Consider the following 26,979-nt stretch of genomic DNA (forward strand, 5'->3'; position numbering starts at 1 on the left):
GAGCTAATAGCACGAAAACTGTATAAATTTCAGCAAACTGATCTAAAAAATATACTTTTTGGGGTAAAAGTAAGCAGTTGGAATGTTTTTTTTAAAAAGTGTTTGACCTACCACGGTCAAATCACTATTATGCACCCCGTTGTCAACGAGGAGACTCCGAAACAACAAAAATGGTAACGGCGATTAGCGCAGTTTGGTAGCGCACTTGGTTTGGGTCCAAGGGGTCGCAGGTTCAAATCCTGCATCGCCGACCACTTTACTTTCATTTTATGAAGTTAAAGTAAGGAAGAACGAAGTTCTGACGATGCGCCCGTAGCTCAGCTGGATAGAGCAACGCCCTTCTAAGGCGTTGGTCGAAGGTTCGAATCCTTCCGGGTGCGCCATTTTAAAATTTGTAAGACTCTATGTAGTGGCGGCTGTAGCTCAGTTGGTAGAGCCCTGGATTGTGATTCCGGTTGTCGTGGGTTCGAGCCCCATCAGTCGCCCCATCTACATTGAAAATATTAAGTCGGCGATTAGCGCAGTTTGGTAGCGCACTTGGTTTGGGTCCAAGGGGTCGCAGGTTCAAATCCTGCATCGCCGACCACTTTTCTAGATTATCTATAATATATTTTGTCGGCGATTAGCGCAGTTTGGTAGCGCACTTGGTTTGGGTCCAAGGGGTCGCAGGTTCAAATCCTGCATCGCCGACCATCTCTCCCACTATAAATTCCATAATTAATCATATTTTAACCACTTGAATCTTTATTCCCTATTAATTTCTTTTCATTACTCGACTATCAAGTTTTATAGGTTATAATGCCGCGTCTATTATTAAACATAGCGCCCAGTAAGGGCAGGCAGCAAGAATAGCTCATGTAATTAGTTCTTTAGTGAAGTTTCGTAAAGAGCTCAAATTTGACATGGTGCATTACTTGTTTGTAAGGAAGGCGCGTTGTCGCCCAAAATTGAAGATTGAGGTAAATCATGCAAGTTTCTGTTGAGACGACTCAAGGCCTTGAGCGCCGTCTGACTATCACCGTTCCTGCAGAGAACGTTGAGACTGAAGTTAAAAAACGCTTACAACAACTGTCAAAAACTCAGCGTATCGACGGTTTCCGTCCTGGTAAAGTGCCAGTGTCAGTGATCACTAAACGTTTTGGTGCCGCTGTGCGTCAAGAAGTAGCTGGTGATATCATGCAACGTAATTATATCGATGCTATCGTAGCTGAAAAAATCAATCCTGCAGGTGCACCAACATTTGCACCTAAAGCGTTAGAAGCAGGTAAAGATTTAGAGTTTGATGCAACTTTTGAAGTATACCCAGAAGTAGCAATTAAAGACTTAGATAAAATTACTGTAGAAAAGCCAGTTGTTGATGTTACTGATGCAGATTTAGCTAATATGCTAGAAACGCTTCGTAAGCAACACGCAGATTGGGCTGAAAGTGATGCTGCTGCGGGTGAGAATGACCGTGTAACGGTTGATTTTGTTGGCACTGTAGATGGTGAAGTGTTTGAAGGTGGAAAAGCAGATGATTTCCCACTAGAACTAGGGCAAGGTCGTATGATCCCTGGTTTCGAAGACAACATCATTGGTAAAAAAGCCGGTGAAGAAGTTATCGCTGATGTAACGTTCCCTGAAGAGTACCATGCAGAAAACCTGAAAGGTAAGCCTGCACAGTTCACTATCACTATTAAGAAAGTTGAAGTTCAAGAGCTTCCAGAGCTTAATGATGAATTTTCAGTGAAGTTTGGTGTTGCTGAAGGGGGTGTTGATGCACTTAAAGAAGAAGTTAAGAAAAACATGTCTCGTGAACTTTCTCAAGCTGTAAAAGCAAATGTGAAAGATCAAGCGATCAAAGGGTTACTTGAGCATAACGAAACAGACGTTCCTAAAGCACTTGTTGATCAAGAAATTGATGCACTGCGTCAGCAAGCGGCACAACGTTTTGGTGGTAACGCACAAAATATGCCTGAGTTACCTGCTGAATTGTTCCACGAGCAAGCTGTAACACGCGTTAAAACTGGCCTATTACTAGGTGAAGTTATTAAAGCGAATGAGATCCAAGTAGATGATGCAAAAGTTGAAGAGTTAATTGCAACGGTTGCTTCTGCATACGAAGATCCAACAGAAGTTGTTGCCTATTATAAAGGTAACGATCAAATGATGCAGCAAATGCGTAACGTAGCAATGGAAGAGCAAGCAGTTGAGTCTATTTTAGCTGCTGCTTCTGTTACTGACGTTGAAAAAGCGTTTGATGACATCATGAATCCTCAGCAAGGTGCGTAATAAGTCATTGACTTAACGCTAAGCTAACGATTTAATGGCTCGTGACGTTCTGCAAGATAGCAGTATGTCCGAGCCTTTTTCGTTTTAGGCTACCAAGATTAACTAATTCGCAGCACTATCCAAATTATCGCTGCGCATAAGGAATGAAAAATATGAACGACGGTATGATCGATCCTTTCAGTGCATTAGTACCAATGGTTGTTGAGCAAACAGCTAAAGGTGAGCGCTCTTTTGATATTTTTTCGCGATTGTTAAAAGAACGGATTATTTTCCTGACAGGACAAGTCGAAGATCAAATGGCTAATTTGATTGTGGCCCAGCTATTATTCTTGGAATCAGAAAGTCCAGACAAAGATATTTTCCTGTATATTAATTCACCCGGCGGTTCAGTGACCGCAGGAATGTCAATTTATGACACGATGAATTTTATCAAGCCTGACGTAAGCACTGTCTGTGTTGGTCAAGCTGCGAGTATGGGGGCATTTTTACTGTCTGGTGGTGCCAAAGGTAAACGTTACTGCTTGCCTAATTCTCGCGTTATGATCCACCAACCATTAGGTGGCTTTCAAGGTCAAGCTTCTGATTTTGAAATTCATGCTAAAGAAATTCTGTCTATTAAAGAAAAATTAAACAGATTAATGGCGGAGCATACAGGCCAACCTTATGAAGTATTAGCGGGTGATACAGATCGTGATAACTTTATGAGTGCGCATGAAGCGTTAGATTATGGGCTTATAGATGCAGTCCATACTCGCCGAGAAATTAAATAAAGAAGTAGGGAGTGCGATGTTATCGCACGCCTAACTATGCCAAGTTGGAAAATATTTGGTATAGTGAAGTCATTGTAGATGGTTATCTAATAGGATAACGAAGAGAAAATGAGGTAGCTGAATGTCCGACACTCCAACAGACGGCGACAAAAGTAACAAACTCTTATATTGCTCATTTTGCGGTAAGAGCCAACATGAAGTTCGTAAGTTAATTGCGGGGCCTTCTGTTTATATTTGTGACGAATGCGTTGATCTGTGTAACGACATTATTCGCGAAGAAATAAAAGATATTGCGCCTAAACATGACGCAGCAGACAAATTACCAGTTCCCAAAGAGATCCGAAATCATTTGGATGATTATGTTATTGGGCAAGAGCATGCTAAAAAAGTATTGTCTGTTGCTGTATATAACCATTACAAGAGATTAAAGAACCAGGGGCTTAACAATAAATCTGATGTTGAGCTGAGTAAAAGTAATATTCTTTTAATAGGTCCAACGGGAAGTGGTAAGACGTTACTAGCTGAAACACTCGCTCGATTGCTTGACGTGCCATTCACAATGGCTGATGCAACAACATTGACCGAAGCGGGCTATGTTGGTGAAGATGTTGAAAACATCATTCAAAAGCTTTTACAGAAATGTGATTATGATGTAGAAAAAGCGCAGCGCGGCATTGTCTATATTGATGAAATCGATAAAATATCGAGAAAATCAGATAATCCATCTATTACAAGAGATGTTTCTGGTGAAGGTGTTCAGCAAGCATTGCTTAAATTAATAGAAGGAACCGTAGCTTCAGTTCCACCGCAAGGTGGTCGAAAACATCCGCAGCAGGAATTTCTGCAGGTTGATACGTCTAAAATTCTATTTATCTGCGGTGGTGCTTTCGCTGGCTTAGATAAGGTTATTGAGCAGCGCAGCCATAAAAATGCGGGTATCGGTTTTGGTGCAGAAGTTAAATCAGCAGACTCTTCGCGCTCTCTGAGTGAAACATTTAAAGATGTTGAACCAGAGGACTTGGTAAAGTACGGTCTAATTCCTGAATTTATTGGTCGTCTTCCTGTTGTTGCGACACTGACAGAGCTTGATGAAGATGCTTTAATTCAAATATTGAATGAGCCTAAAAATGCATTGACTAAGCAGTTTGCTACGTTGTTCCAAATGGAAGATGTAGAGTTAGAGTTCCGAGAAGATGCGCTTAAAGCAATTGCCCACAAAGCAATGGAGCGTAAGACTGGTGCTCGAGGTTTACGTTCTATTGTTGAAGGCGTCTTGCTAAATACAATGTATGAATTACCTTCCGTTGATAATGTAAGCAAAGTTGTTGTTGATGAAACAGTGATAAAGGGTGAATCGGATCCAATTTTGATTTACGAAAATAGTGGTCAAGACAAAGCTGTCTCAGAGTAATACCACTGTTGAATAAAAAGGAGCCTATGGCTCCTTTTTTTATCAACATATTGAACTTTATGGTAACTATCCCCATATAGCTATCTATATTATTAAAATAACGAATTGCGAAGAGAATCAAATGACGCTTGAGAGAACGGATCGAGTCGAAATCCCTGTGTTGGCGCTACGAGATGTCGTTGTATATCCACATATGGTGATCCCATTGTTTGTTGGCCGAGAAAAGTCGATAAAATGCTTAGAAGCGGCAATGGAAAATGATAAACAAATATTTTTAGTCGCGCAAAAAGATGCGTCTGTTGATGATCCAAGTACAGACGAAATTTATGATGTAGGTACGATTGCCACCGTACTGCAACTACTTAAGTTACCGGATGGTACCGTAAAAGTACTTGTTGAAGGTACGCAGCGCGCGAAGATTGATAAGTTTATAATTTCTGATGAATATTTTCTGGCTGAAGCACAGTTTGTTGAGTCTCAAGATATAGATGAACAAGAACAAGATATCTTTATTCGCAGCGCAGTGAGTCAATTTGAAGGGTATGTAAAACTCAATAAAAAAATACCACCCGAAGTACTGACATCTGTATCAGGTATTGACGAAGCTGCTCGCTTAGCGGATACAATGGCTGCGCACATGCCAATTAAGGTGCCTGAAAAACAAAAAGTATTAGAGTTAGACAGTGTCACTGGGCGATTAGAGTATTTAATGGCCTTGATGGAAGGCGAAATAGATTTATTGCAAGTTGAAAAGAAAATTCGCTCTCGTGTCAAAAAGCAAATGGAAAAGTCACAACGCGAGTACTATTTGAACGAGCAAATGAAAGCCATTCAAAAAGAGCTGGGCGAACTGGATGATGTACCGGATGAATTTGAAGCACTGAAAAAACGTATCAGTGAAGCGCAAATGCCTGCTGAAGCAGAAGAAAAAGCCACATCTGAACTTAATAAGTTGAAAATGATGTCGCCAATGTCGGCTGAAGCAACGGTAGTACGTTCATATATTGATACGATGATCAATGTGCCGTGGAAAAAGCGTTCCAAAGTGAAAAAAGATTTAGCGGGTGCGCAAAAAATTCTGGATGCTGACCATTATGGCTTAGAAAAAGTCAAAGAACGTATTATTGAGTATCTTGCCGTTCAGCAGCGAATTAATAAACTTAAAGGTCCAATATTGTGTTTGGTTGGTCCTCCAGGCGTCGGTAAAACCAGTTTAGGACAGTCTATTGCGCGTTCTACGGGACGTAAGTATGTGAGAATGGCTCTAGGTGGTGTTAGAGATGAAGCTGAAATTCGAGGCCATAGAAGAACATATATTGGTTCTATGCCAGGTAAGCTGATTCAAAGCATGAGCAAAGTAGGGGTTAAGAATCCGCTGTTTTTACTTGATGAGATTGATAAAATGTCATCAGATATGCGTGGAGATCCGGCATCTGCATTGTTAGAAGTTTTAGACCCTGAACAAAATAGTAATTTTGCTGATCACTACTTAGAAGTCGATTACGATTTATCTGATGTTATGTTTGTCGCTACGTCAAACAGTTTTAACATTCCAGGGCCATTATTAGACAGAATGGAAGTAATAAGGCTATCAGGGTATACAGAAGATGAAAAACTGAATATCTCCATTCAGCATTTAATTCCAAAGCAAGTTAAACGTAACGGTTTAAAAGCGAACGAAGTTGAAATAGAAGATAGTGCTATTATTGGAATTATCCGCTATTACACTCGTGAAGCAGGTGTACGTAATCTGGAGCGTGAAATTTCTAAACTGTGCCGCAAAGCCGTGAAAGAGATTTTACTCAATAAAGACACGCAAAAAGTAATCATCAACCAAGATAACTTAGAGTCATTTCTAGGTGTACAACGTTTTGATTATGGCAAAGCTGAAGATGGTGATCGTATCGGTCAGGTAACTGGTTTAGCATGGACTGAGGTAGGTGGTGATTTACTTACAATAGAATGTGCGGCAGTTCCAGGTAAAGGTAAATTGACATTTACTGGCTCTTTGGGTGATGTGATGCAAGAGTCTATTCAGGCCGCGATGACGGTTGTACGTAATAGGGCTGACAAGTTACGGATAAATGCAGATTTTCATGAAAAACGGGATGTACATGTGCACGTACCTGAAGGCGCTACACCAAAAGATGGGCCAAGTGCAGGCATTGCAATGGTAACTTCTTTGGTCTCTAGCTTAACGGGTAACCCTGTGCGCTCAGATGTGGCCATGACCGGTGAAATTACCTTACGTGGAGAAGTACTGCCGATCGGAGGCTTGAAAGAGAAGTTACTTGCAGCACATCGGGGGGGAATTAAGACGGTTATTATTCCAAAGATTAATGAGCGTGACTTAAAAGAAATTCCAGAGAATGTGAGAGAAGGCTTAGAAATCCACCCAGTAACTTGGATTGATGATGTATTGTCACTTGCGTTAGCTAACCCAGTTGAGAGTTTTTCTGTTGAAAACTCAAAAAAATAAGAAAAAATCGAAAAAAGTGCTGCAAAAGGGTTTTCAAATCTAAAAGGTATGTTAACTTAGGCACTGGTTCAAGCCTAGCCCTTATGTAGCCTAGGCTTGAGCAAGATTACGCATTAGAGAGTCGCTGTGATGTCTCTAGTATGAATAATAAAAGTGGTAGTTATCAAAACAAGCTCTCGCTTTTGATAATAACAATGTAAGAGGATGATATTGTGAATAAATCTCAATTAATCGATCAAATCGCAGCTGATGCTGATATTTCTAAAGCGGCCGCAGGTCGTGCGCTAGATTCGTTCATTGAATCTGTAACTGGTGCGTTAAAAGATGGTGATTCTGTAGCACTGGTTGGTTTTGGTACTTTTTCCGTGCGTGAACGTGCAGCACGCTCTGGTCGTAATCCGCAAACTGGTGAGACGATTCAAATTGCAGCGGCTAATATCCCTTCTTTCAAAGCGGGTAAAGCGTTAAAAGATGCAGTAAACTAATCCACCTGGATTTTTAGCGCGGTTTTACACTGTTTCACACTATTTGCATTTCAAAGCCGTGTGTTGCTTCAAGAAAAAAAGCGTATCTGATAAGATACGCTTTTTTTACATTAGCAAGAAACTTCTAAAGCGCGTATGTGCTTTGGCTTAGATAAGAGAAAGAACAAATGCTTGAAAAGATCAGAGAGGGCTCTCAAGGCCCAGTAGCCAAAATTATTCTTGGTGCAGTAATCTTGTCTTTTGCTCTAGCAGGGATCGGTGGTTACCTAGGTCAAACCACAGAGCAACCTGTTGCAGAAGTCAATGGAATAAAAATTAGTCAAACAGATTTTGCAAGGGCATACCAAAATGAACGGGCTCGATTAGAGCAGCAGTTTGGAGAATACTTTGCACAAATTTCGTCAGATCCGACTTATATGGCACAAATTCGTAAAGGGGTAGTTGATAGACTGGTTCAACAAGAATTACAAAATCAACTCGCCATTGAGCTTGGCCTACGAGTGAGTGATGAACAAGTGAAGCAAGCCATTGTTGAAATGCCTTACTTCCAATTGGGTGGTGAGTTTAGTAATGAGCGCTATTTACAAGTAATACGTCAAATGAACTTCCAACCAGATACTTTTCGTGAATATTTACGGGAAGAAATGACTCGCTCTCAATTGGTTTCGGCAGTTGCAGGTACTGAGTTTGTTTTATCAAATGAGCTAAAAAGTACGGTTGCTCTACAGCAACAAACGCGCGCACTTGATTATATTGTCTTAAGTAAAGACAAAGTTAAAGACCAAGTATCAATTGATGAAGATGCAGTATCGAATTACTACGAGTTAAATCAAGATAAATATCAATCAGCAGAACAAGTTTCAGTACAATATTTAGAGCTTAAGGCCGATAATGTTGAGCCTGAAACGGCCATTACTGATGCAGATGTGCTTGCGTATTATGAAGAAAGTAAAACACAATACTTAGAGCCCGAAAAACGTCGTGTTTCACATATATTAATCGATAATAGTGAAAATGATGCGACGGCCAATACTAAAGCACAAGACTTGTTGTCACAGTTACGCTCAGGCACAGAGTTTTCTGAATTAGCAAGTAAGCAGTCAGATGACATTGTCAGCGCAGAGTTAGGCGGTGATTTGGATTGGATCGAACGTGATATGATGGATCCTGAGTTTGAAACTGCAGCATTTGCACTAGAAAATGTTGGTGATATCTCAGAAGTTGTAACATCAGAATTTGGTTATCATATTATTCAATTGACGGATATTGAGCGTGAAGAAATTCAACCGTTCGATGACGTTAAGGCAGACTTACGAGCTGAGTTAGAAAAGAACGCAAAAGTTGATGCATTTTATCAAAAGCAAACTGAAATTGCTGAGTTGGCGTTTGAAATGTCTGACTCACTTGAAGATGCGGCGTTGGCTGCGGGTGTTGAGCTTAAATCAACGGCGTTGATTAATCGCTCAGTACTACCAGCACCATTAAATACACCAGCAGTAACACGTACGCTATTTACTCCAGAGCTACTAGAAGATCGAGTGAACTCGGAAGTCTTGGAAATTGGTGCAGAGCATATTATTGTTGTTCGAGTGTTAGATTATGCCGCTGCTGCAACAAAACCGTTTGATGGGGTTAAAGCGGAAATCGAAACAACGCTTGTTAACGAAAAAGCATCAGAGCTGATCAATGAGCGAGCTAAAACTTTATTCAGTGCATTGCAAGGCGGTAAGCTATTATCTGATATTGCTACGGAAGAAGGCGTTGAATTGAACTCAGAAACCGCCTTAGCACGTCAAACTTACTCGGTTGCACCCGCCATTGTGACAGAGGTATTTAAACTTCCTCATCCGGCGGATGAAAAGGTTGAAATGGCTGTTGTTGCCTTGAATAATGGCGATGCGGCTTTAGTACAATTGAAAAAGGTTAACGAGGTTGAGCTTTCAGTGGAAATTGATGAACAACAGAAGCAAAGCATCACAAATACTCAGATTAACAAAAATTACTTAGCGTTTGTTAACGCACTTGAAGCTAAAGCGGATGTGACACGTCCACAAATTCAGGTATCAGAGCAAAATTAACTGGGCTAGGGTCAACTATTTTAAAAAGGGCATCGATTTGATGCCCTTTTTTATGACTACTAGGAGGAGATAATGCTTTGCTATGATTTCATATTGTATTGTTTAATGGCATAGTTTAAGTAACGTCATATGTTGTTAAATATTATAGAAGATAAAGGACTCTGGGGAATATTATGCCAATAGAAATTAATTTCGAATTATCAGATGCAGACTTAGCGCATTTTAAAACAATGATGCAAAATGTTATTGCTAAGAGCAATCATACCAATGAAGAAGAAATAATTAGTAAAGCCAGAAAACTCATATTAGAAATGGAGCAAGCTGAGTTACCAGAATTTGTTCGAACTCGAATGACATCACTGGCATTGTTGATTGATGCAGTGCAAGACGTTGAATGGCAAGTACCAGAAGAAGAGAAGAAAGCCATTATTCTATCTTTGGCATATTTCAGTGAACCTGAAGACGTAGTGCCAGATCACATTCCAGGTTTAGGTTATATTGATGACGCAATAATGATTGAATTAGTGTTACAAGATTTATCGCTGGATCTCAGAGCTTACAGAGAATTTTGTAGCTTTAGGGCAACAGAAGAAGCGCGTCGAGGCGACGAAGCAAAAGTAGATAGAGAAAGCTGGCTTGAAGGTACTCGCTCGCAACTGCGTGCGACGATGCGACGCAACCGGAAATCTGCAAAGCCGCGATTATTATCTCGCATTATGTAAGTTTATCACATGTAGTTTGGTCGAGTTCTAACGACCAGGCTACATTTATTGATCGTGGATCACTGCTAACAGTCGCTCCCGAGGTTGGCTGAGCTAACCCTATGCAAATAGTCTTTGCAGTGTTATGTGCGCTCAAATTACCTTCTTCATATAAATTACTCAGTAAGTCTCTTGTTTATTAGCGTACGGATTTCATATTAATAGGGTCAAATATTGATGAGTGAGGTGAAAAGCCAACCTTGTATGACACATCAGTGGAGAGTATTCGAAGTAATTGACTTAAAAAGGTGAGAGTTTTTCTGGTTTAAGTCAGTTTCAATTATAGCTTGTAAAGCCGCTAGTGAGCACCAACGGCTACAAACAATGGTCGCTTTCTAAGATGACTTATCAATAATATGCACATCTCTTTGTGGAAATGGAATCGCAATGTCAGCTTGATCTAATGCTGGTTTTATCGCTCGATTAATATCAAAATATACATCCCAATAGTCCTCTGTTTTGCACCATACTCTTAGGGTTAAATCAATAGAACTGTCTCCATACCCTGTGACACCGACAAAAGGCTCTGGGGTTTTGAGTACTGAATTATTTTCTAACGCCATATTTGTGAGAGCTTTCTCTGCATCATCAACCGATGCTGAGTAACTTATGCCAACACTGAGGTCAACACGTCTAATTGACTCATGGGTGATGTTTTTAATTTTCTCACTTGCTAAAGGGCCGTTAGGCAAAATTACACGACGGTTATCTAATGTGGTTAAAAATGTACAAAATACATCGATAGCCTCAACAACGCCTTCTTCCCCTTGAGCCACGATATAGTCACCGACTTGAAAAGGCTTGAAAATTAGAATGAGCACACCTCCTGCAAAATTAGACAAACTACCTTGTAAGGCTAAGCCTATTGCTAACCCCGCAGCACCTAAAATAGCAATGAAAGAGGTTGTTTGTACGCCGATCATAGAGATAACAGAAATGAACAAGCAGGCTTTTAAGAGTACTGTAGCCATACTGCATAACCATTTACGTAAAGATACGTTAAATTCTTTCTTTTGTAGCAAGAAGTCAACGCCTTTGCCAATCAGCGAGATGACCCAGAGGCCAATAATGAGTGTTAATATTGCTAACATGATTTTTGGGGCATACAAAATTGCCATTTCAATAACGGTGTTTAGAAGGTGTTCGACATCTATTTGGGAAAAGTCCATCATATAGGTTTCTCTTTGTGTTTATAGTTAGAAAGCACTAATAATTGTAGCTGAGTTATTAATTTTTGTTCGTTGTTGTTATGGAAGAATGCTTTGAAGAGGAGCAGACACTTAGTGCTGATAAGTTTCTTATCAGCACTATAGACTTAAATAATGTAAAGTTAGTGCGCGTTACATGTCGGAGGTATTGGTGGCAATTTGTGAGTCGCGTTCTAAGTTATCCAATTCATCTAGTAGTTCAAAAAGCTCAGGCTCAATGTCACTAACTGCTACTTGCTTTTTCAAACCTGTTTCTAAAGCTTCTGCTAATTTTTTAAGTTTAGGTACACCTGTATAACAGCATGCTCCGTGGAATTTATGAATCACACTTAATAGCTGTTCACTATCGTTTTGCTCTTGTGCTTGGTGAATATTTGTTTTTGTTTCAGTAATACTGTTTAGTAGCATATTTAACATTTCAATTGCCAAATCCGGTTTTCCTCCCGCATGTTGCAATGCCAACGGCCAATCCAGCAATTCACTGATAAAAGGAGGGCGACTTACTGTGAGTTGAGACTTGTTTCTGGGTACAGACGATGGTGTCGTTTGGCCATAGTCACAAATGGTTTGTTTAAGCATATCTTCATCAATAGGTTTGGTCAGATAGCCACTGAACCCGTCTTTTAATAGTTGGTTTTTTTCACCTGGGAGGGCATGGGCAGTTACTGCAATAATGGGGGTTTCTTCATTGAGTGATGCTTCCTTAATCGTTTTACACGCAGTGATACCGTCCATTATCGGCATTTGTATATCCATAAAAACTAAATCGTATTTATGCATTTTACATAGGCTAACGGCTTGAGAGCCATTGTGCGCCGTATCGATGGCTTCAATTTGCTCAGAGAGTAAGGTAGAAAGCAGCTTTAAGTTGGCATCATTATCATCCGCGATAAGCGCTTTCAAGGGCAGTATCTGCTCTCGGTTTTCTTCAATCCCAATACTAGGATGATCAAGGCGATAGGGGGCGGCGAGAATTTCGCATAGTTTTCTGTGATTGAGTGGTTTACTCAAGCAAGCATCGGCGCCACTGCCGATAAGGGATTCACGCATATTATGCGATATAGTATTGAGCATGAGGTATAGGTAATCGGCAGATTCTCGGGCTTTACTAATATAGCCCTTTACGGTTTGCATATGCTCAACGCTTGCCATGTTGCCAATGAGACAAACATCAAAATTAAAATCCTGTGTCAGAGCTGCTAAAAATTCATCTTCAGTTTGGCAGGCAGTAACTTGCATTTCCCATTCATGAAGTTGTGCTACAACAGAATAATGGGTATGTTCTTGTGGTTCAAAGTACAGCACCCTCTTATTATGGAGTGAACCGCAAGGTAAATCGTCGTTATAGAGGCGATTGGGTAATTCAAAAACAGAGTTGAATGTAAAGCATGTGCCGCTTCCAGATGCTGAGTTGAGCGTGATCCTACCTTTCATCGCTTCAACGATGTGTTTGGTTATGATAAGCCCTAAGCCCGTTCCGCCAAACTTTCGAGTGATACTAGAGTCAGCTTGCCCAAATGGAGTAAATAAGGCATCTTGTTTATCCATCGCAATGCCCACACCGGTATCACTGACCGACACTAAAAGAGATGCGTGCGTTTCGTTAAGCAACCGATGACTAATATCGACCTTCACGGAACCTTGCTCGGTAAACTTGATGGCATTACTGATCAAATTAATTAGGATTTGTTTTAATCTAGTTGGATCACCTACCAAGTTATCGGGTACTTGTCTATTTATCGAAATAGATAACTCTAGTTGTTTATCATGTGCACTCGGCGCAAGTAGGGTCATCACTTCATTGACAGCATCACGTAGCTGAAATTGAATGTTTTCCAAATCCATAGCACCCGCTTCGAGTTTTGAGAAGTCTAAGATATCACTGATAATAGTCAGTAGACTATTTGCAGATAATTCAATGGTATCTAAGTAGTCTTTTTGGTGTTTATTAAGGGGAGTTTTATATAACTGTCGGGTAAAACCGATGACACCGTTGAGAGGCGTGCGCAACTCATGGCTCATTTTTGCTAAAAAGTCAGATTTTACGCGGTTGGCATCTTGAGCCTCTTTCTTGGCAATATTTAACTGGATATTTTGTGTTTCATATTGTTCTAATGTTTCACGATAATCACTGGTGGCCTGATCAATGTGTTTTTGCATTTCGTCACGTTGACCTGTCATTTTATTATTTATTGTGTTCAAGCCTTGTCTAAGTAGTTCAAATTCACCTTGCATGTGACCTTGTATACCGATATCACGTTTACCTTCAACAAGTTTATCCGTTGCTAACAGTAACCTTGAAAGTGGCATAGTGAACATTCGGCTGACTCGTAATGACAGTAATGCACTGAGCAAGATAGCAATGAGTATAATGCTACTGCTTAAAATAAGAGCATGTTGCTGAGAGATTAATGCTTGGTCTTGACTGATCTCTACTGCCAAAATAGCAAGCGTGTCAGGGTGAGCTTCGCCCCAATCATTAGTGTGCTTGGCATAGTGTTTTATAGGTGTGTAAAAGACGAAGGTATCAGCGAGTTTTACCATTTCCGTTTGATGTAGCTGACTTGCGTCCCCTAAATAATACAATTTATTAAATTTTTCATGAAAATTGCTCGTCAGCAACAATTGATTGTCTTGATCGAATACGGAGATACTTTTAACTAAAGGCGCATGTTTGTTATGTGCCGTGCTTAAAACGCGATGTAAGTTTATGCGATCTTGAGAAACAATACTGTGCTCTGTCGCAATCGCGAGAGGTTCTGAAATACTGCTACCTTGTTGATTGAGAATTTGTTCAAGCTCAACATAGCGATTTACGGTAAAATAGCCTCCTAAGATTAAGCCGATCAGTACCGTGGGAATTAAAGTCAGAATAAGAATGCTATCACGCAGGCTAAATTTGGTCATCTGAGGCAGTTAGTCACAGTAATTATTTTGACTTTAGGTTATCGATTTCAGCGCTGATAAGCAATGTTTAAGGGGCAATGTTATGGCACAGATTTTTCGTCCAAAAAAGCGGACAGTAGATAAGCAAGCTATTGAAGTAAAAATACATTCGCTAGACCACCAAGGTCGTGGTGTTGCTAATCATAAAGGCAAAGTGTGTTTTGTCGAGGGAGCCTTGGTAAATGAACGAGTAAAAGCGCAAGTTTTGCAGGATAAGTCTAAATTAATTGAAGCTAAAACACTCCAAGTAATTGAGCCGAGCAATGAACGTGTCACGCCGTTCTGCCGCGATAATGACATATGTGGAGGATGTCAGACACAACACTTGGCACTTTCTTCACAGCTTTTTCATAAACAACAAGCGGTTGATAAGCTTTTTCAAAAATTTGCACAGTATGATGTAGAATGTTGGCAACCCGCGATTGAAAGTAAACCTAAGTATTACAGACGCAGCGCACGTATTGCGTGTTTCTATGATAAAGGGAATAAGCTTCTGAAATTAGGCTTTCGTGGTTTTAAGAGTAAAAAAATCGTTGAAGTAAAAAACTGTCAGGTTCTAACCGGCCATTTTGATAATATCTTTGAAGACTTGAGAGCGTTATTAAATAGCCGAGATGGGTATTGCTCTGTTAGTCATGTTCAATTATGCGATGCCGATAATGGCCAATTCGTACTGCTAAGGCATACAAAAAGTATTACGGCCCGCGATAAAGATTATCTGCAAGAGAAAAGTCACGCTTTGGGCTGGAAAATAGTATGGGATAATGGTGAAAAAGTGTCAGAGCTTAACGAACTGCCGTATTATATTGCAGATGATGTGCGTTTTAATTTCACATTGGATAATTTTGTACAGGTTAATGCTGAAGTAAATGTGGCAATGTTGATGCAAGCATTGGTGTGGCTAGAGGTATCTCATAGCGATAGGGTATTAGATCTATTTTGTGGTATTGGTAATTTCTCATTATTGCTCGCAAAACGAGCAAACAGTGTCATTGGTGTTGAAGGCTCAGCCTCATCTGTTGCAATGGCTAAACAAAATGCGCAAACTAATCATATAGAAAATGCAGAGTTCCATTGTTTTGACTTAACACAGGATATGGCGCAAGCGCCATGGTTTGACCAAAGTGCAAAGGTATTGGTGTTAGACCCTTCACGTACGGGAGCATTTGGCATATTGCAGCAAATGCCATTAACGCAATTCAATAAAGTACTTTATGTATCATGTGATCCAGTAACATTAGCCAGAGATAGCAAATTATTGCTAGATAGTGGGCTTTCACTTGTGAAAGTAGCGTTGATGAATATGTTCCCACATACAGGGCATATCGAAACAATGGCGTTATTCCAAAGGAGATAGTACAGATGGTTGCCACCCGTCAATCACATCAACAGCAGCAGTCGGATGACTTTTCAACTCGACTATCGCAACTCAGTTTATCTGCAGACAAGCTCGCTTATTTGCAGCGAGCACATGATTTATGCCCGGCTGAACTTGATGCTACAAGGTTACATAACGCCATTGAAATGGTGGAGATTTTGGCTGAGTTGAATTTTGATTCGGAGTCATTAGCAACCGCCTATTTAACCCCATACTTTTTAAATAAGCAAATTGACCTTGAAAACGTGCAAGCAGAATTTGGTGACAACGTGACTTTGTTGCTAAGTGGTGTAGAGCAAATGGCTACTATCAGTACATTGGCGCACCAAGGCAAAGGGAATGTGCAAATTGATAATGTGCGACGGATGTTGTTAGCCATGGTCGAAGATGTGCGTGCTGTTGTCATTAAGCTCGCAGAACAAATTTGTCATTTGCGGGCTGTTAAGAATTCAGGTGAGGAAGAGCGAGTAATTGCAGCCAAAGCGACAGCTAATATTTTTGCACCTTTAGCAAACCGCTTGGGAATTGGACAGTTAAAGTGGGAACTGGAAGACCTTTCTTTTCGCTATTTACACCCAAAAACATACAAATCGATTGCGAAACAACTTGCAGATAAGCGCTTAGATCGCGAAGCGTATATGGAAAATATGGTGCATTCAGTAACAACCAAGTTAGCTGAAGCGGGGGTAAAAGCGCAAGTTTATGGCCGTCCGAAGCATATTTTTAGTATTTATAAGAAAATGTCTCAGAAAAGCTACGAATTTGATCAGCTTTTTGATATTCGTGCAATGCGCGTTGTGGTTGATGAGCTTCAAGATTGTTATGCAGCGTTAGGAATTGTACATACGAACTGGCGCCATTTACCGAAAGAGTTTGATGATTATGTTGCAACGCCAAAACAAAATGGCTACCAATCAATTCATACGGTGGTTTTTGGACCAGAAGGCAAAACCATTGAAATCCAAATTCGCACAGAAGAGATGCATCAAGATGCCGAGCTAGGTGTTGCTGCACACTGGATGTACAAAGAAGGCGCGTTGCCAGGCAGAGGTTCGGGCTATGAGCAGAAAATTAGTTGGTTAAGGAAGTTACTTCAGTGGCAAGAAGAAGTAGTTGATGGTAGTGACTTAGCTGACGAACTGAAGAATCAAGTCGTTGAAGACCGGGTTTACGTTTTTACGCCAAAAGGGGATATTTTTGATTTACCTTTAGGAGCAACGCCACTGGATTTCGCGTATTACATTCACTCTAATGTTGGACACCGATGCATTGGCGCAAAGATTTTTGGTAAAATAGTGCCTTTCACACATAAACTCGTAACTGGCGATCAAATAGAGATATTAACGCAAAAAAACCCTTCGCCCAGTCGAGATTGGTTAAACCCCTCTCTTGGTTATATTCATTCTTCTCGAGCTCGCAGTAAAATACATCACTGGTTTAAGCAACAAGACCGCGATAAGAACTTGATAGCAGGAAAAGAGATATTAGACGTGCAATTGCATAAGCTGGGTTTGACGTATAAGCACTTAGAGCCCGCAATTTCTCGGTTTAATTTCAAAGAGCTTGACGATTTAATGGTTGCTATTGGGGCTGGCGATGTACGCATAAATCAATTTCTTAATTACATTATTGATAAGCCAGAAGAAGAAGCGACCGTAAAAATTTCGTCTCCACGTAAACATCGAGGAGATAAAAATGGCATTGTAGTGGATGGTGTCGGTAGCTTGATGAGTCACGTGGCCAAATGTTGTCAACCAGTTCCGGGAGATGACATTGTTGGGTATATTACACAAGGTCGAGGTATTGCTGTACATCGCAGTGACTGTGATTCGTTTATGCATATTTGTAAGCAAAAGCCTGAACGTGAGATTGCTGTAAGTTGGTCATCAGAAATACAAGCCGCTTATGCGATAACGGTTCGAATTGAAGCAAATGATAGACAGGGCTTAATTCGAGATATCAGCTCAGTACTGGCCAACGAAAAAGTGAATGTCCTCAATATGAACGTGCAAACAGATGATGCACGTGATGTGGCGATATTTGAGATGAAAATTGAAGTATCTGATTTATCAGCAATGAATAGACTGTTAACTAAACTCCATCAAATAGAGGGCGTGTTTGACGCTAAGCGTCAACATTGAGTGAAGAAAAAATGTCCGAAAATGTAGTGACACTATTAAAAATTATGGCCACTTTACGTGATCCTAAAACTGGTTGTGATTGGGATAAAGCACAAACACTTCACTCAATTGTGCCGCATACGATTGAGGAAGCTTATGAAGTTGCAGGGGCAATAGAAACAAATGATATGCCTGCATTAAAAAGCGAGTTAGGTGACTTGTTGTTTCAGGTAGTTTTTTATGCACAATTAGCACAGGAACAAAATTTATTTGATTTTGATGATGTGGTGGATACGTTAAATGAAAAGTTAGAGCGACGCCATCCTCATGTGTTTAAGCAACAAGTCACTTTGTCTGAATCAGAGCTAGAACAACAATGGCAAGACATTAAGTTACAAGAACGAGCACAACATACTCATAAGTCGAAAGTACTCTGGGATGATATACCTCGTATGTTGCCTGCATTGTCCCGAGCCCAAAAAATACAAAAGAGAGCTTCAGCATTGGGCTTTGATTGGCCAGACTATCATGGAGCACTTGAAAAAGTAGTCGAAGAAGTTGAAGAGGTCAGTGAAGCGTTAGAGCATGATCCGCATTCGACGCATAGTGCGGAAGAAATTGGAGACTTGTTATTTGCGACCGTTAATGTCGCACGACACGCGAAGCACGACCCAGAGCAAATACTCCGTCAAGCCAGCGATAAGTTTGTCGCGCGATTTTCCGATGTAGACACGGTTTTGCGCGAGCGCGGTGTAAACCTGCAAAAAGCAAGTTTGCAGGAAATGGATGACGCGTGGGAATATGTTAAAAAGCAACATAGGGATCAATGACTTTATAATTATTTAAGATTCAATTTATATTTTAACTGGATTGATACGAGCAACTTTGCTACACTATCGCCCCGTCTTGATTCTTATTTAAATTCCATTTTTCCTGATATTCTAGGGTTCGCATGAGTACAAAATTTATCTTCGTAACGGGCGGAGTTGTTTCCTCCTTGGGTAAAGGTATTGCAGCTGCATCATTAGCCGCTATTTTAGAAGCACGTGGCTTGAATGTAACTATTCTTAAGCTGGATCCCTATATTAATGTTGACCCAGGCACAATGAGCCCGATTCAACATGGTGAGGTATTCGTAACTGAAGATGGTGCTGAAACTGACCTTGATTTAGGTCATTACGAGCGCTTTATTCGCACCAAAATGACCAGCCGTAACAACTTCACACAAGGTCGTGTATTTGAAGATGTATTACGCAAAGAGCGTAAAGGTGGTTACTTAGGTGCTACAATTCAAGTGATCCCGCATATTACCAATGACATCAAACGCCGAGTATTAGAAGGCGCGGAAGGTCATGATATCGCCATTGTTGAGATTGGTGGTACGGTTGGTGACATAGAGTCACAACCGTTTTTAGAAGCGATTCGTCAGTTAGGTACAGAACTTGGCCGTGAAAGTGTATTATTCATGCACCTAACCCTTGTGCCATTCCTTGGTGCGGCGGGTGAAGTAAAAACTAAGCCAACTCAGCATTCAGTAAAAGAATTACGTTCAATCGGTATTCAACCTGATATTCTGGTTTGTCGTTCAAATTGTAAACTGCCAGCAAATGAACGAGCGAAGATTGCCTTGTTTACGAACGTTGAAGAGAAAGCGGTTATTTCTTTGCAAGATGTTGATAGCATTTATAAGATCCCTGCATTGCTTAAATCTCAAGATTTAGACAACTTAGTGTGTCGTCGTTTCCACCTAGATGTGCCTGAAGCGGATCTTGTTGAGTGGGAACAAGTGTTGTACCAAGAATCAAATCCGACAGGCGAAGTCACGATTGGTATGGTTGGTAAGTACATTGAATTACCTGACGCATATAAATCCGTGAATGAAGCATTAAAACATGCGGGCTTGAAAAACCGAGTGACCGTGAATATAGAGTATGTTGATTCACAAAATGTTGAAAGCAAAGGTGTTGAATTATTATCGCATCTTGATGCTATTTTGGTACCGGGCGGTTTTGGTAGCCGAGGTGTTGAAGGTAAGATACTTGCAGCCAAATATGCGCGTGAAAATAAAGTACCATACTTAGGTATTTGTTTGGGCATGCAAGTTGCATTGATTGAATATGCACGAAATGTTGCTGGTCTTGAAGGTGCAAACTCCACAGAGTTTGATGCAGAATCACCACATCCAGTTGTGGGGTTAATCACGGAATGGCTAGATGCAGAAGGTAAAGTTGAAATCCGTGATGAAGCTTCGGATTTGGGTGGCACAATGCGTCTTGGTTCTCAGAAGTGCCATGTAAAAGACAACTCAAAAGTATTCGAAGCTTATGGTAGCAACGAGATCTTTGAGCGTCACCGTCATCGTTATGAAGTAAATAACAACTATGTTGAGCGCCTTGAGCAAGCTGGTTTGCAGTTTACTGGTTTGTCAGAAGACAAGAAGCTAGTGGAGATCATTGAAAATAAAGATCACCCTTGGTTTGTAGCCGCACAGTTCCACCCAGAATTTACTTCAACACCGCGAGATGGACATCCATTATTTGAAGGCTTTGTAGCAGCTGCACATCGCTTCCAAAAAGCAGAGTCATAATTAAGAAAAGCCGTGCAATCGCACGGCTTTTTTATTGTGTGAAAAAGTATGTATCGCAGTGAATCACTACCAGTATTTAATGCAATGCTTATTTGGTAATAACAGGATAGTAAGCACTTAACAATAAACTCACCATTTTGGGAATAAGAGGAATCAAGATGTCAAAAATCGTAAAAGTGATTGGCCGTGAAGTTATGGACTCACGCGGTAACCCAACAGTTGAAGCTGATGTTCACCTAGATACAGGTGCATGGGGGCGCGCATGTGCACCATCTGGCGCATCGACTGGCACCAGAGAAGCACTTGAGTTACGAGATGGTGATAAGTCACGCTATTTAGGTAAGGGTGTATTAACGGCCGTTAATTTCATCAATACTGACTTAGCACAAGCGTTAGAAGGTAAAGATGCCTTAGCACAACGCGATGTTGATCAAATTATGATTGACTTAGATGGCACAGAGAACAAAGAAAAATTTGGTGCAAATGCAATCCTAGCCGTGTCTTTGGCAACAGCGAAAGCTGCAGCCCAAGAAAAAGGGGTTGCATTATATGAACATATTGCCGATATCAATGGCACATCTGGTCAGTATTCAATGCCGGTACCAATGATGAATATCATTAATGGCGGTGAGCACGCTGATAATAATGTGGATATTCAAGAGTTCATGGTGCAGCCTGTTGGTGCGTCTAGTTTCCGTGAAGCATTGCGTATTGGTGCCGAGATATTCCATAGCCTTAAAAAAGTTTTGAGTGCTCGTGGCTTAAATACGGCTGTAGGTGATGAAGGTGGTTTTGCGCCAAACTTGAAGTCAAATGAAGAAGCGTTAGAAGTGATCACTGAAGCCGTTAATGCAGCTGGTTATGAAATGAATAAAGATGTAACACTGGCATTAGATTGTGCTGCATCAGAATTTTACGTTGATGGTAAGTATGACCTAAAAGGTGAAGGTAAAGTATTCGACTCAGAAGGTTTTGCAGGTTTCTTAGCTGATTTAGCGGCACGTTACCCGATTATTTCTATCGAAGATGGCTTAGACGAAAGTGATTGGACGGGTTGGAAAATCTTAACTGATAAAATTGGTGACAAAGTACAATTAGTAGGTGATGATTTATTCGTAACGAATACGAAAATCCTAACACGCGGTATTGAAGAGAAAATTGGTAACTCGATTTTGATCAAGTTCAACCAAATTGGTACATTATCAGAAACACTTGATGCCATAAAAATGGCGCAAGATGCAGGCTTTACGGCTGTGATTTCTCACCGTTCAGGTGAAACTGAAGATGCAACTATTGCAGACCTTGCTGTTGGTACTGCTGCTGGTCAAATTAAAACGGGTTCACTATGTCGTTCAGATCGTGTTGCTAAATATAATCAGCTACTTCGTATTGAAGAAGCACTAGGTGATAAAGCAACATATAAAGGTCGAAGTGAGATAAAAGGTCAGTAAATAATACGCCTTAAAAAAGCCGCCATATTGGCGGCTTTTTTGTAGCCAAAGACCAGTAAGTACAGCTTAAAAGGAAATGTAATTATCCTTGAAAGTGTTCTGTTAATATTTGTTGAGTAAATTTTGTTTTTAAATAAAACCCTCTCGGTAAAGTTTTGGTGAGTTTCCCATGCGGTCCAATGACGTCAGTTAGGGCTTTACTGTTTGCTGCCTTAGGCCTTATCTGCATAACTTCACCTAGGTGACCAGATATTTGTTCTATTTTCCCGAGTGCGATCAACTCAATTTGCTCTTCCCAATCTCTTTGTAATTGGTTAATTTGATAGGTGTTGGGTTGCCATAAAAAACCAGAGCCAATTATTCTGTCAATCGGCTGTAACGCTCTTTCAGCTAAAACGGGCAACCAAAGAACATGGGCTAACTTTTTTTTAACGCTGCTATCATGAAATGTTGCGCCTGTAAGTCCAGTTAATGGAACAGTTGTTACGTAGGTGGTTTCAAGAGGCTTACCATTGTATCCAATAGGCAAAGATTTTAATTCAATCCCCAGTAGCTCGAAATCAGGAAGCGGTTTTGAACCAGCACTTGCGCCTAGTACATATTCTAATAACTGTCCTGGCCAGCCTTTTTCTTTGAGTAAATGTTCTGGTGTCTTAAATTGATACTGAGCCGCGAGCTCTCCCAAAGTAACCCCTGCTATGTCGTTTACGCGTTGCATGAGCTCATTTATTGTTGCTGGTGGGGATGGTCTTTGCACGATACCCTCAAGTTAGTGATCAAAGTAATTATGCCAACATTGTAACCTAAATATTTCAATTACATGAGTGGTTAACACCATTGAATGTAAAGAATTCAGATAAGGTTAAGGGCTTATTTTGAGAGTAAAAAATGACGTTAAGAGCCTGTTATAAAGTTCATTTCGAGGTGTGTTTTTTTATGCAAATATAACTGACTTCTTGATAAAATAGGTTGTTACAATTAATGGTTTCATCAATATAAACAAAGTACTAAATTCATTAAGAAAAAATGTGTTTATACATCTAATAAAAGACTCACACCACTTTCATTTATTTTTTTAGCTGCATCCACTAACGATAGTAACTTAGGCTTTGACTCATTTGTTGAGAAAGCGCTTACGCAGTTTTTAATCGACGAAGATGCTCAGGTGGCTTCTATTGCCATAGTTAGTGGGCAGCACTTGATTGGCTTTTCTACTATGTTATCGGCTGACTCACATGGAATAACCATGCTACGCAGCTTCTGCCTTGTATAAAATCCAATCAAACTGCTGCACAAATGAACCTGAAAGAACAACAGCCCCTAACATCAACTACTGACTCATAACACGCTATATGCATTATTTACTTACCTCCAGCTTGAATATGACACCCTATCGCAAACGCTACTTGCAGGAAGTGCAAACACACATGGGCATGCATTTTTTGGAACACATATAAATATGATTCAAGTTCGCCAATGCTTTATCACAGTGGAGGGTCAATAGGGACTTCTAGTTGGTTAGCCCTATACCCTGAACAGGGGGGTATATTTCTCGTCACAAATATAGCGGCTGACAACACGCAGGATAAGTTAAATGAAATTGCCAACATAATCGTTGATAAATACACAAAAGCTGCTGAGTTAAAATAATAAGTGAGTAGATAAATCCTAGTAGTTAGCAGCCTTGCTAACTTTTAACTAGAGTTGGAAAGTTATGCTTTTCCTTGTTGTATTAAAGCATAAAGGCTGAGTTCGGTGTGTAGTATAAAGGTTCAAACTCTCCCAGCCTGCTTTCAACGTCACTTTAAAGAGTTCTGATCAGACAAAATGCGTGGTTGTTTTTTGTACTAAGCGTTTTTTGTCTAAATAAAAACCACATATTTATACAGTGTTTTTGATTAAGTTATTGATACTAAATGAAAAGAGAAGCTTTGTGACAAGAGCTAATATTGCACACAGCATTAGATTTTGGATAAATACAACTATATAAACATAATTATCCACAGAAACTGTGGAAAAGGTGGGGTAATTATATGTAAATTGTGGATTTGTTTGTATATTAGCCTTTTTCCTTCTTTTAATTTGGCAAGCTGTGGATAACATGAGTGAAAGCGTGAATAATGTTTGCTGTGTGGCATAAGTTGTGGAACAATCATTAAAAATCGACTTATAAAAGAGGCACTAAGGTGATTGATGCCGAAGGTTTTCGTGCCAATGTCGGAATTGTTATCTGTAACAATCAAGGACAGGTGTTTTGGGCACGTAGATATGGGCAGCACTCCTGGCAATTCCCCCAAGGTGGTGTTGATGAAGGTGAAACCCCTGAACAAACAATGTATCGTGAACTCAACGAAGAAGTTGGTTTGAAACCGGAAGATGTTGAGATTGTAGCAAGTTCCAAGCATTGGTTACGGTATAAACTGCCAAAGCGTTTGATCCGTAGGGACTCAAGCCCAGTTTGTATAGGTCAGAAACAAAAATGGTTTTTGCTAAAATTACGATGTAAAGATGAGGATGTTGATTTACTTCATACTCATCACCCTGAGTTCGATGATTGGCGCTGGGTTAGTTATTGGTATCCTGTCAGGCAAGTTGTATCATTTAAACGAGATGTATATAGAAGGGTGATGAAGGAGTTTGCGCCATTTGCAATGCCTTTTCATAAGAGAGAGCATAGCCACCGTGACCAGCCGTGGCGTAATAGAAAATAAATAGTGAGGCCATGTGTTAGCGACATTACGAAGTATTGTAGAATCGGTTGCACAACAGCCAACTTTAAATGATGCATTAAGTCAGTTTGTATCTTTAGTTAAAGACGCTATGAATACTGAGTGTTGCTCGATTTATTTTGCTGATTATAGTCAAGATAATTTTGTACTGATGGCAAGCGACGGGTTAAACCCTGATGCCATCGGTCATTTTGTTATTGGTTTTACGGAAGGACTTGTTGGGCTAGTCGCACAGCGTGAAGAGCCGATCAATATTGCACATGCACAATCCCATCCACGCTTTAAGCACTCCCCTGAAGTCTGCGAAGAAGGCTATAACGCATTTTTATCTGTGCCAGTTGTACACCAACGTAAAGTATTGGGTGTTATTGTGGTGCAGCAAAAGATTGCGAGGGTATTTAGTCATGATGAAGAATCATTTTTAATCACCTTATCTGCACAGTTGGCTTCTCAATTGGCTCATGCTGAAATTCAATCATCACTTGCTCAGGATGCCTTCTCTCATCAGACGTCCGTATTAAAAGGCGTACCAAGTATGCCAGGAATAGCAATTGGCGAAGCATTTGTTTTACTGCCCAAGCTAGATTTTACGAGTGTTGAATCACAAAAAGTGAATAATGTAGAGCAGCAGCGAGCGCTTTTCCTACAAGCTGTTACAGCAACAAGGCAAGAGTTTAAAGTATTGGCTAATACTTTGAGTGATAGTATTCCAAAAGAAGCATTGGCTGTATTTGAGGTATATCAGCAGTTGCTTGATGCCCAAAGTTTAGGTTTGCAAGTTGAGCAGCAGTTAGTTGATGGTTGGTGCGCAAAAAGTGCATTAAAGCATGTAATAGACTCGCTAGTATCACAATTTAATGCGATGCAAGACCCTTATATCAAAGAGCGTGCGATTGACGTGAAAGATATTGGGCTTCGAGTCTTACATCACTTGATGGCGACTGAGCAGACTGTAAAAGCTTATCCTGAAAATACCATATTGGTTACTCATACGTTAGTGCCTATGATGTTGGCCGATATCCCAAAAGAGAGGCTCAAGGGCGTAGTCAGTGTTCAAGGCGCAGCCAACTCACATGCTTCTATTTTAACTCGTGCGATGGGGGTACCTGCCATTTGGGGCGTCGAAGATATTCCATTATTACAATTTGAAGCTAAAGATCTAATCTTAGATGCCTATGCTGGGCGGTTATATATTTCCCCATCGAATAGCCTGCGTCATGAATATGAACAGTTGAGACATCATGATAGTGCACTGCATGATAAGTTCGAAGCGGAGCACGCATTAGAACCCGAAACGTTAGATGGTGAGAAAATAAGTCTATTGTTAAATGCTGGACTCAATTTATCTACAGAGCAAGTAAGTGCTAACTATTGTGATGGTGTGGGCTTGTATCGAACTGAATCATGGTTTATGCAAAAAGGTCAGTTTCCCACTCAAAGTGAACAGGAAAAGTGGTATAGAGAAGTACTTAGTCGATATCACCCAAGCCCTGTTGTGATGAGAACATTGGATATCGGTGGTGACAAAGTTCTAGATTATTTTGATATTAAAGAAGAAAACCCGTTTCTCGGTTGGCGAGGGATCAGGGTATCGCTTGACCATCCTGAAATATTTCTCGATCAAATTAAGGCTATGATCAAAGCGAATGTTGGTCTCGGCAATTTACGGATCATGCTGCCGATGGTAAGCCGTACAGAAGAAGTTGATGAAGCTTTACAATTGATTGAGCAAGCATATTTTGAATTGCAAGATGATTGGGCTGATCCGTTTTTGTTAATGGATAAACCTGAAATAGGCGTTATGTTGGAAGTACCTTCGAGCGTTTACTTGTTAAGTGATTGGGCCGATAAAGTAGATTTTTGCTCCGTTGGCAGCAATGATTTGACGCAATACTTATTGGCGGTTGATCGTAATAACTCTCGAGTTGCAGAGTTATTTGACCCTTATCACCCAAGTGTATTGAGAGTGTTGAACCATATCGCAATAACATGTCAAGAGGTTGAATTATCATTTAGTTTATGTGGGGAACTGGGCGGCGAACCTGAAGGGGCCATTTTATTGGTTGCAATGGGCTACCGCCGCTTGAGTATGAATATTTCGGCACTCAATAAGGTGAAGTGGGTGTTACGCCGGTTACGGGTTGAAGATATGGAAATGCTTTTGAATGAGTGCTTGGCGCAATCTTCTGTTAAGCAAGTGCATAGGCTCTTACGTAGTTTTATGATTGAACATGATTTTAGTGAGTTGTTATACCATTCAAAATAGCACTTTCCTTAGTGCGTCAATAGTTAGAATAGGCTACCA

Annotated in this window: 17 protein-coding genes and 5 tRNA genes; 19 read left to right on the forward strand and 3 right to left on the reverse strand. The window is 40.4% G+C overall.

Features of this window, described 5'->3' with window-relative positions:
• The first annotated feature begins 177 nt into the window (after window positions 1-177).
• The 12 genes from J8L98_RS08870 (at window position 178) to J8L98_RS08925 (ending at window position 10,216) form a co-directional block, all read left to right on the forward strand.
• Window positions 178-254: transfer RNA gene (locus J8L98_RS08870), tRNA-Pro, on the forward strand.
• A gap of 52 nt (window positions 255-306) precedes the next feature.
• A tRNA-Arg gene (locus tag J8L98_RS08875) sits at window positions 307-383 on the forward strand.
• Between the two features lie 29 nt (window positions 384-412).
• Window positions 413-488, forward strand: a tRNA-His gene (locus tag J8L98_RS08880).
• Between the two features lie 21 nt (window positions 489-509).
• Window positions 510-586 (forward strand) — tRNA-Pro (locus tag J8L98_RS08885).
• A gap of 30 nt (window positions 587-616) precedes the next feature.
• A tRNA-Pro gene (locus J8L98_RS08890) sits at window positions 617-693 on the forward strand.
• 273 nt (window positions 694-966) lie between these two features.
• Window positions 967-2,271, forward strand: coding sequence for a trigger factor (tig, locus tag J8L98_RS08895; protein WP_192506774.1), 1,305 nt, complete (start codon window positions 967-969; stop codon window positions 2,269-2,271).
• A 152-nt stretch (window positions 2,272-2,423) separates the two neighbouring features.
• Window positions 2,424-3,041 carry an ATP-dependent Clp endopeptidase proteolytic subunit ClpP gene (gene clpP / locus J8L98_RS08900; protein WP_192506775.1) on the forward strand — a complete coding sequence of 206 codons (618 nt, stop codon included), beginning with the start codon at window positions 2,424-2,426 and terminating at the stop codon, window positions 3,039-3,041.
• Between the two features lie 121 nt (window positions 3,042-3,162).
• Window positions 3,163-4,452 carry an ATP-dependent protease ATP-binding subunit ClpX gene (gene clpX, locus J8L98_RS08905; protein WP_192506776.1) on the forward strand — a complete coding sequence of 430 codons (1,290 nt, stop codon included), beginning with the start codon at window positions 3,163-3,165 and terminating at the stop codon, window positions 4,450-4,452.
• Window positions 4,453-4,573: 121 nt separating this feature from the next.
• Window positions 4,574-6,931: an endopeptidase La gene (lon, locus tag J8L98_RS08910; RefSeq protein ID WP_192506777.1), complete on the forward strand. Its 2,358-nt coding sequence runs from the start codon at window positions 4,574-4,576 to the stop codon at window positions 6,929-6,931.
• A 212-nt stretch (window positions 6,932-7,143) separates the two neighbouring features.
• The gene (gene hupB / locus J8L98_RS08915; protein WP_010371157.1) at window positions 7,144-7,416 is read left to right on the forward strand and encodes a nucleoid-associated protein HU-beta; all 273 of its coding nucleotides are present in this window, start codon (window positions 7,144-7,146) and stop codon (window positions 7,414-7,416) included.
• Window positions 7,417-7,583: 167 nt separating this feature from the next.
• Window positions 7,584-9,494: a SurA N-terminal domain-containing protein gene (locus J8L98_RS08920; protein WP_210996127.1), complete on the forward strand. Its 1,911-nt coding sequence runs from the start codon at window positions 7,584-7,586 to the stop codon at window positions 9,492-9,494.
• A gap of 173 nt (window positions 9,495-9,667) precedes the next feature.
• Window positions 9,668-10,216: a YkvA family protein gene (locus J8L98_RS08925; protein WP_192506779.1), complete on the forward strand. Its 549-nt coding sequence runs from the start codon at window positions 9,668-9,670 to the stop codon at window positions 10,214-10,216.
• Window positions 10,217-10,590: 374 nt separating this feature from the next.
• Here J8L98_RS08925 and J8L98_RS08930 read toward each other — a convergent pair whose 3' ends face one another.
• On the reverse strand, window positions 10,591-11,427 hold the full coding sequence (locus J8L98_RS08930) for a mechanosensitive ion channel domain-containing protein (protein WP_210996128.1): 837 nt from the start codon (window positions 11,425-11,427) through the stop codon (window positions 10,591-10,593).
• Between the two features lie 168 nt (window positions 11,428-11,595).
• On the reverse strand, window positions 11,596-14,370 hold the full coding sequence (barA, locus tag J8L98_RS08935) for a two-component sensor histidine kinase BarA (RefSeq protein ID WP_210996129.1): 2,775 nt from the start codon (window positions 14,368-14,370) through the stop codon (window positions 11,596-11,598).
• Window positions 14,371-14,452: 82 nt separating this feature from the next.
• On the opposite strand from barA, the gene rlmD reads away from it, so the two are divergent.
• From rlmD to eno, 5 genes are all read left to right on the forward strand, one after another.
• Complete coding sequence (gene rlmD / locus J8L98_RS08940) at window positions 14,453-15,766, forward strand: 23S rRNA (uracil(1939)-C(5))-methyltransferase RlmD (protein ID WP_210996130.1); 1,314 nt, start codon at window positions 14,453-14,455, stop codon at window positions 15,764-15,766.
• Between the two features lie 5 nt (window positions 15,767-15,771).
• Window positions 15,772-17,928, forward strand: coding sequence for a GTP diphosphokinase (gene relA / locus J8L98_RS08945; RefSeq protein ID WP_210996131.1), 2,157 nt, complete (start codon window positions 15,772-15,774; stop codon window positions 17,926-17,928).
• Window positions 17,929-17,939: 11 nt separating this feature from the next.
• Complete coding sequence (mazG, locus tag J8L98_RS08950) at window positions 17,940-18,737, forward strand: nucleoside triphosphate pyrophosphohydrolase (protein WP_210996132.1); 798 nt, start codon at window positions 17,940-17,942, stop codon at window positions 18,735-18,737.
• A gap of 122 nt (window positions 18,738-18,859) precedes the next feature.
• Window positions 18,860-20,494, forward strand: a complete 1,635-nt coding sequence (locus J8L98_RS08955) for a CTP synthase (protein WP_210996133.1) — start codon at window positions 18,860-18,862, stop codon at window positions 20,492-20,494.
• 158 nt (window positions 20,495-20,652) lie between these two features.
• Entirely contained in the window at window positions 20,653-21,945 is a 1,293-nt protein-coding gene (eno, locus tag J8L98_RS08960) for a phosphopyruvate hydratase (RefSeq protein WP_192506786.1), read from the forward strand.
• 82 nt (window positions 21,946-22,027) lie between these two features.
• Here the strand turns inward: eno and mutH are convergent, their stop codons facing one another.
• On the reverse strand, window positions 22,028-22,702 hold the full coding sequence (gene mutH, locus J8L98_RS08965) for a DNA mismatch repair endonuclease MutH (protein WP_210996134.1): 675 nt from the start codon (window positions 22,700-22,702) through the stop codon (window positions 22,028-22,030).
• A 1,429-nt stretch (window positions 22,703-24,131) separates the two neighbouring features.
• Here mutH and rppH point away from each other — a divergent pair.
• Window positions 24,132-24,656, forward strand: coding sequence for an RNA pyrophosphohydrolase (gene rppH, locus J8L98_RS08970; protein WP_192506789.1), 525 nt, complete (start codon window positions 24,132-24,134; stop codon window positions 24,654-24,656).
• 13 nt (window positions 24,657-24,669) lie between these two features.
• Window positions 24,670-26,940: a phosphoenolpyruvate--protein phosphotransferase gene (gene ptsP / locus J8L98_RS08975; protein WP_210996135.1), complete on the forward strand. Its 2,271-nt coding sequence runs from the start codon at window positions 24,670-24,672 to the stop codon at window positions 26,938-26,940.
• Window positions 26,941-26,979 lie beyond the last annotated feature (39 nt).

Origin of the sequence: Pseudoalteromonas sp. MMG013 (genome assembly GCF_018100885.1) — a bacterium.
In the GTDB taxonomy this organism is placed as follows: Bacteria; Pseudomonadota; Gammaproteobacteria; order Enterobacterales; family Alteromonadaceae; genus Pseudoalteromonas; species Pseudoalteromonas aurantia.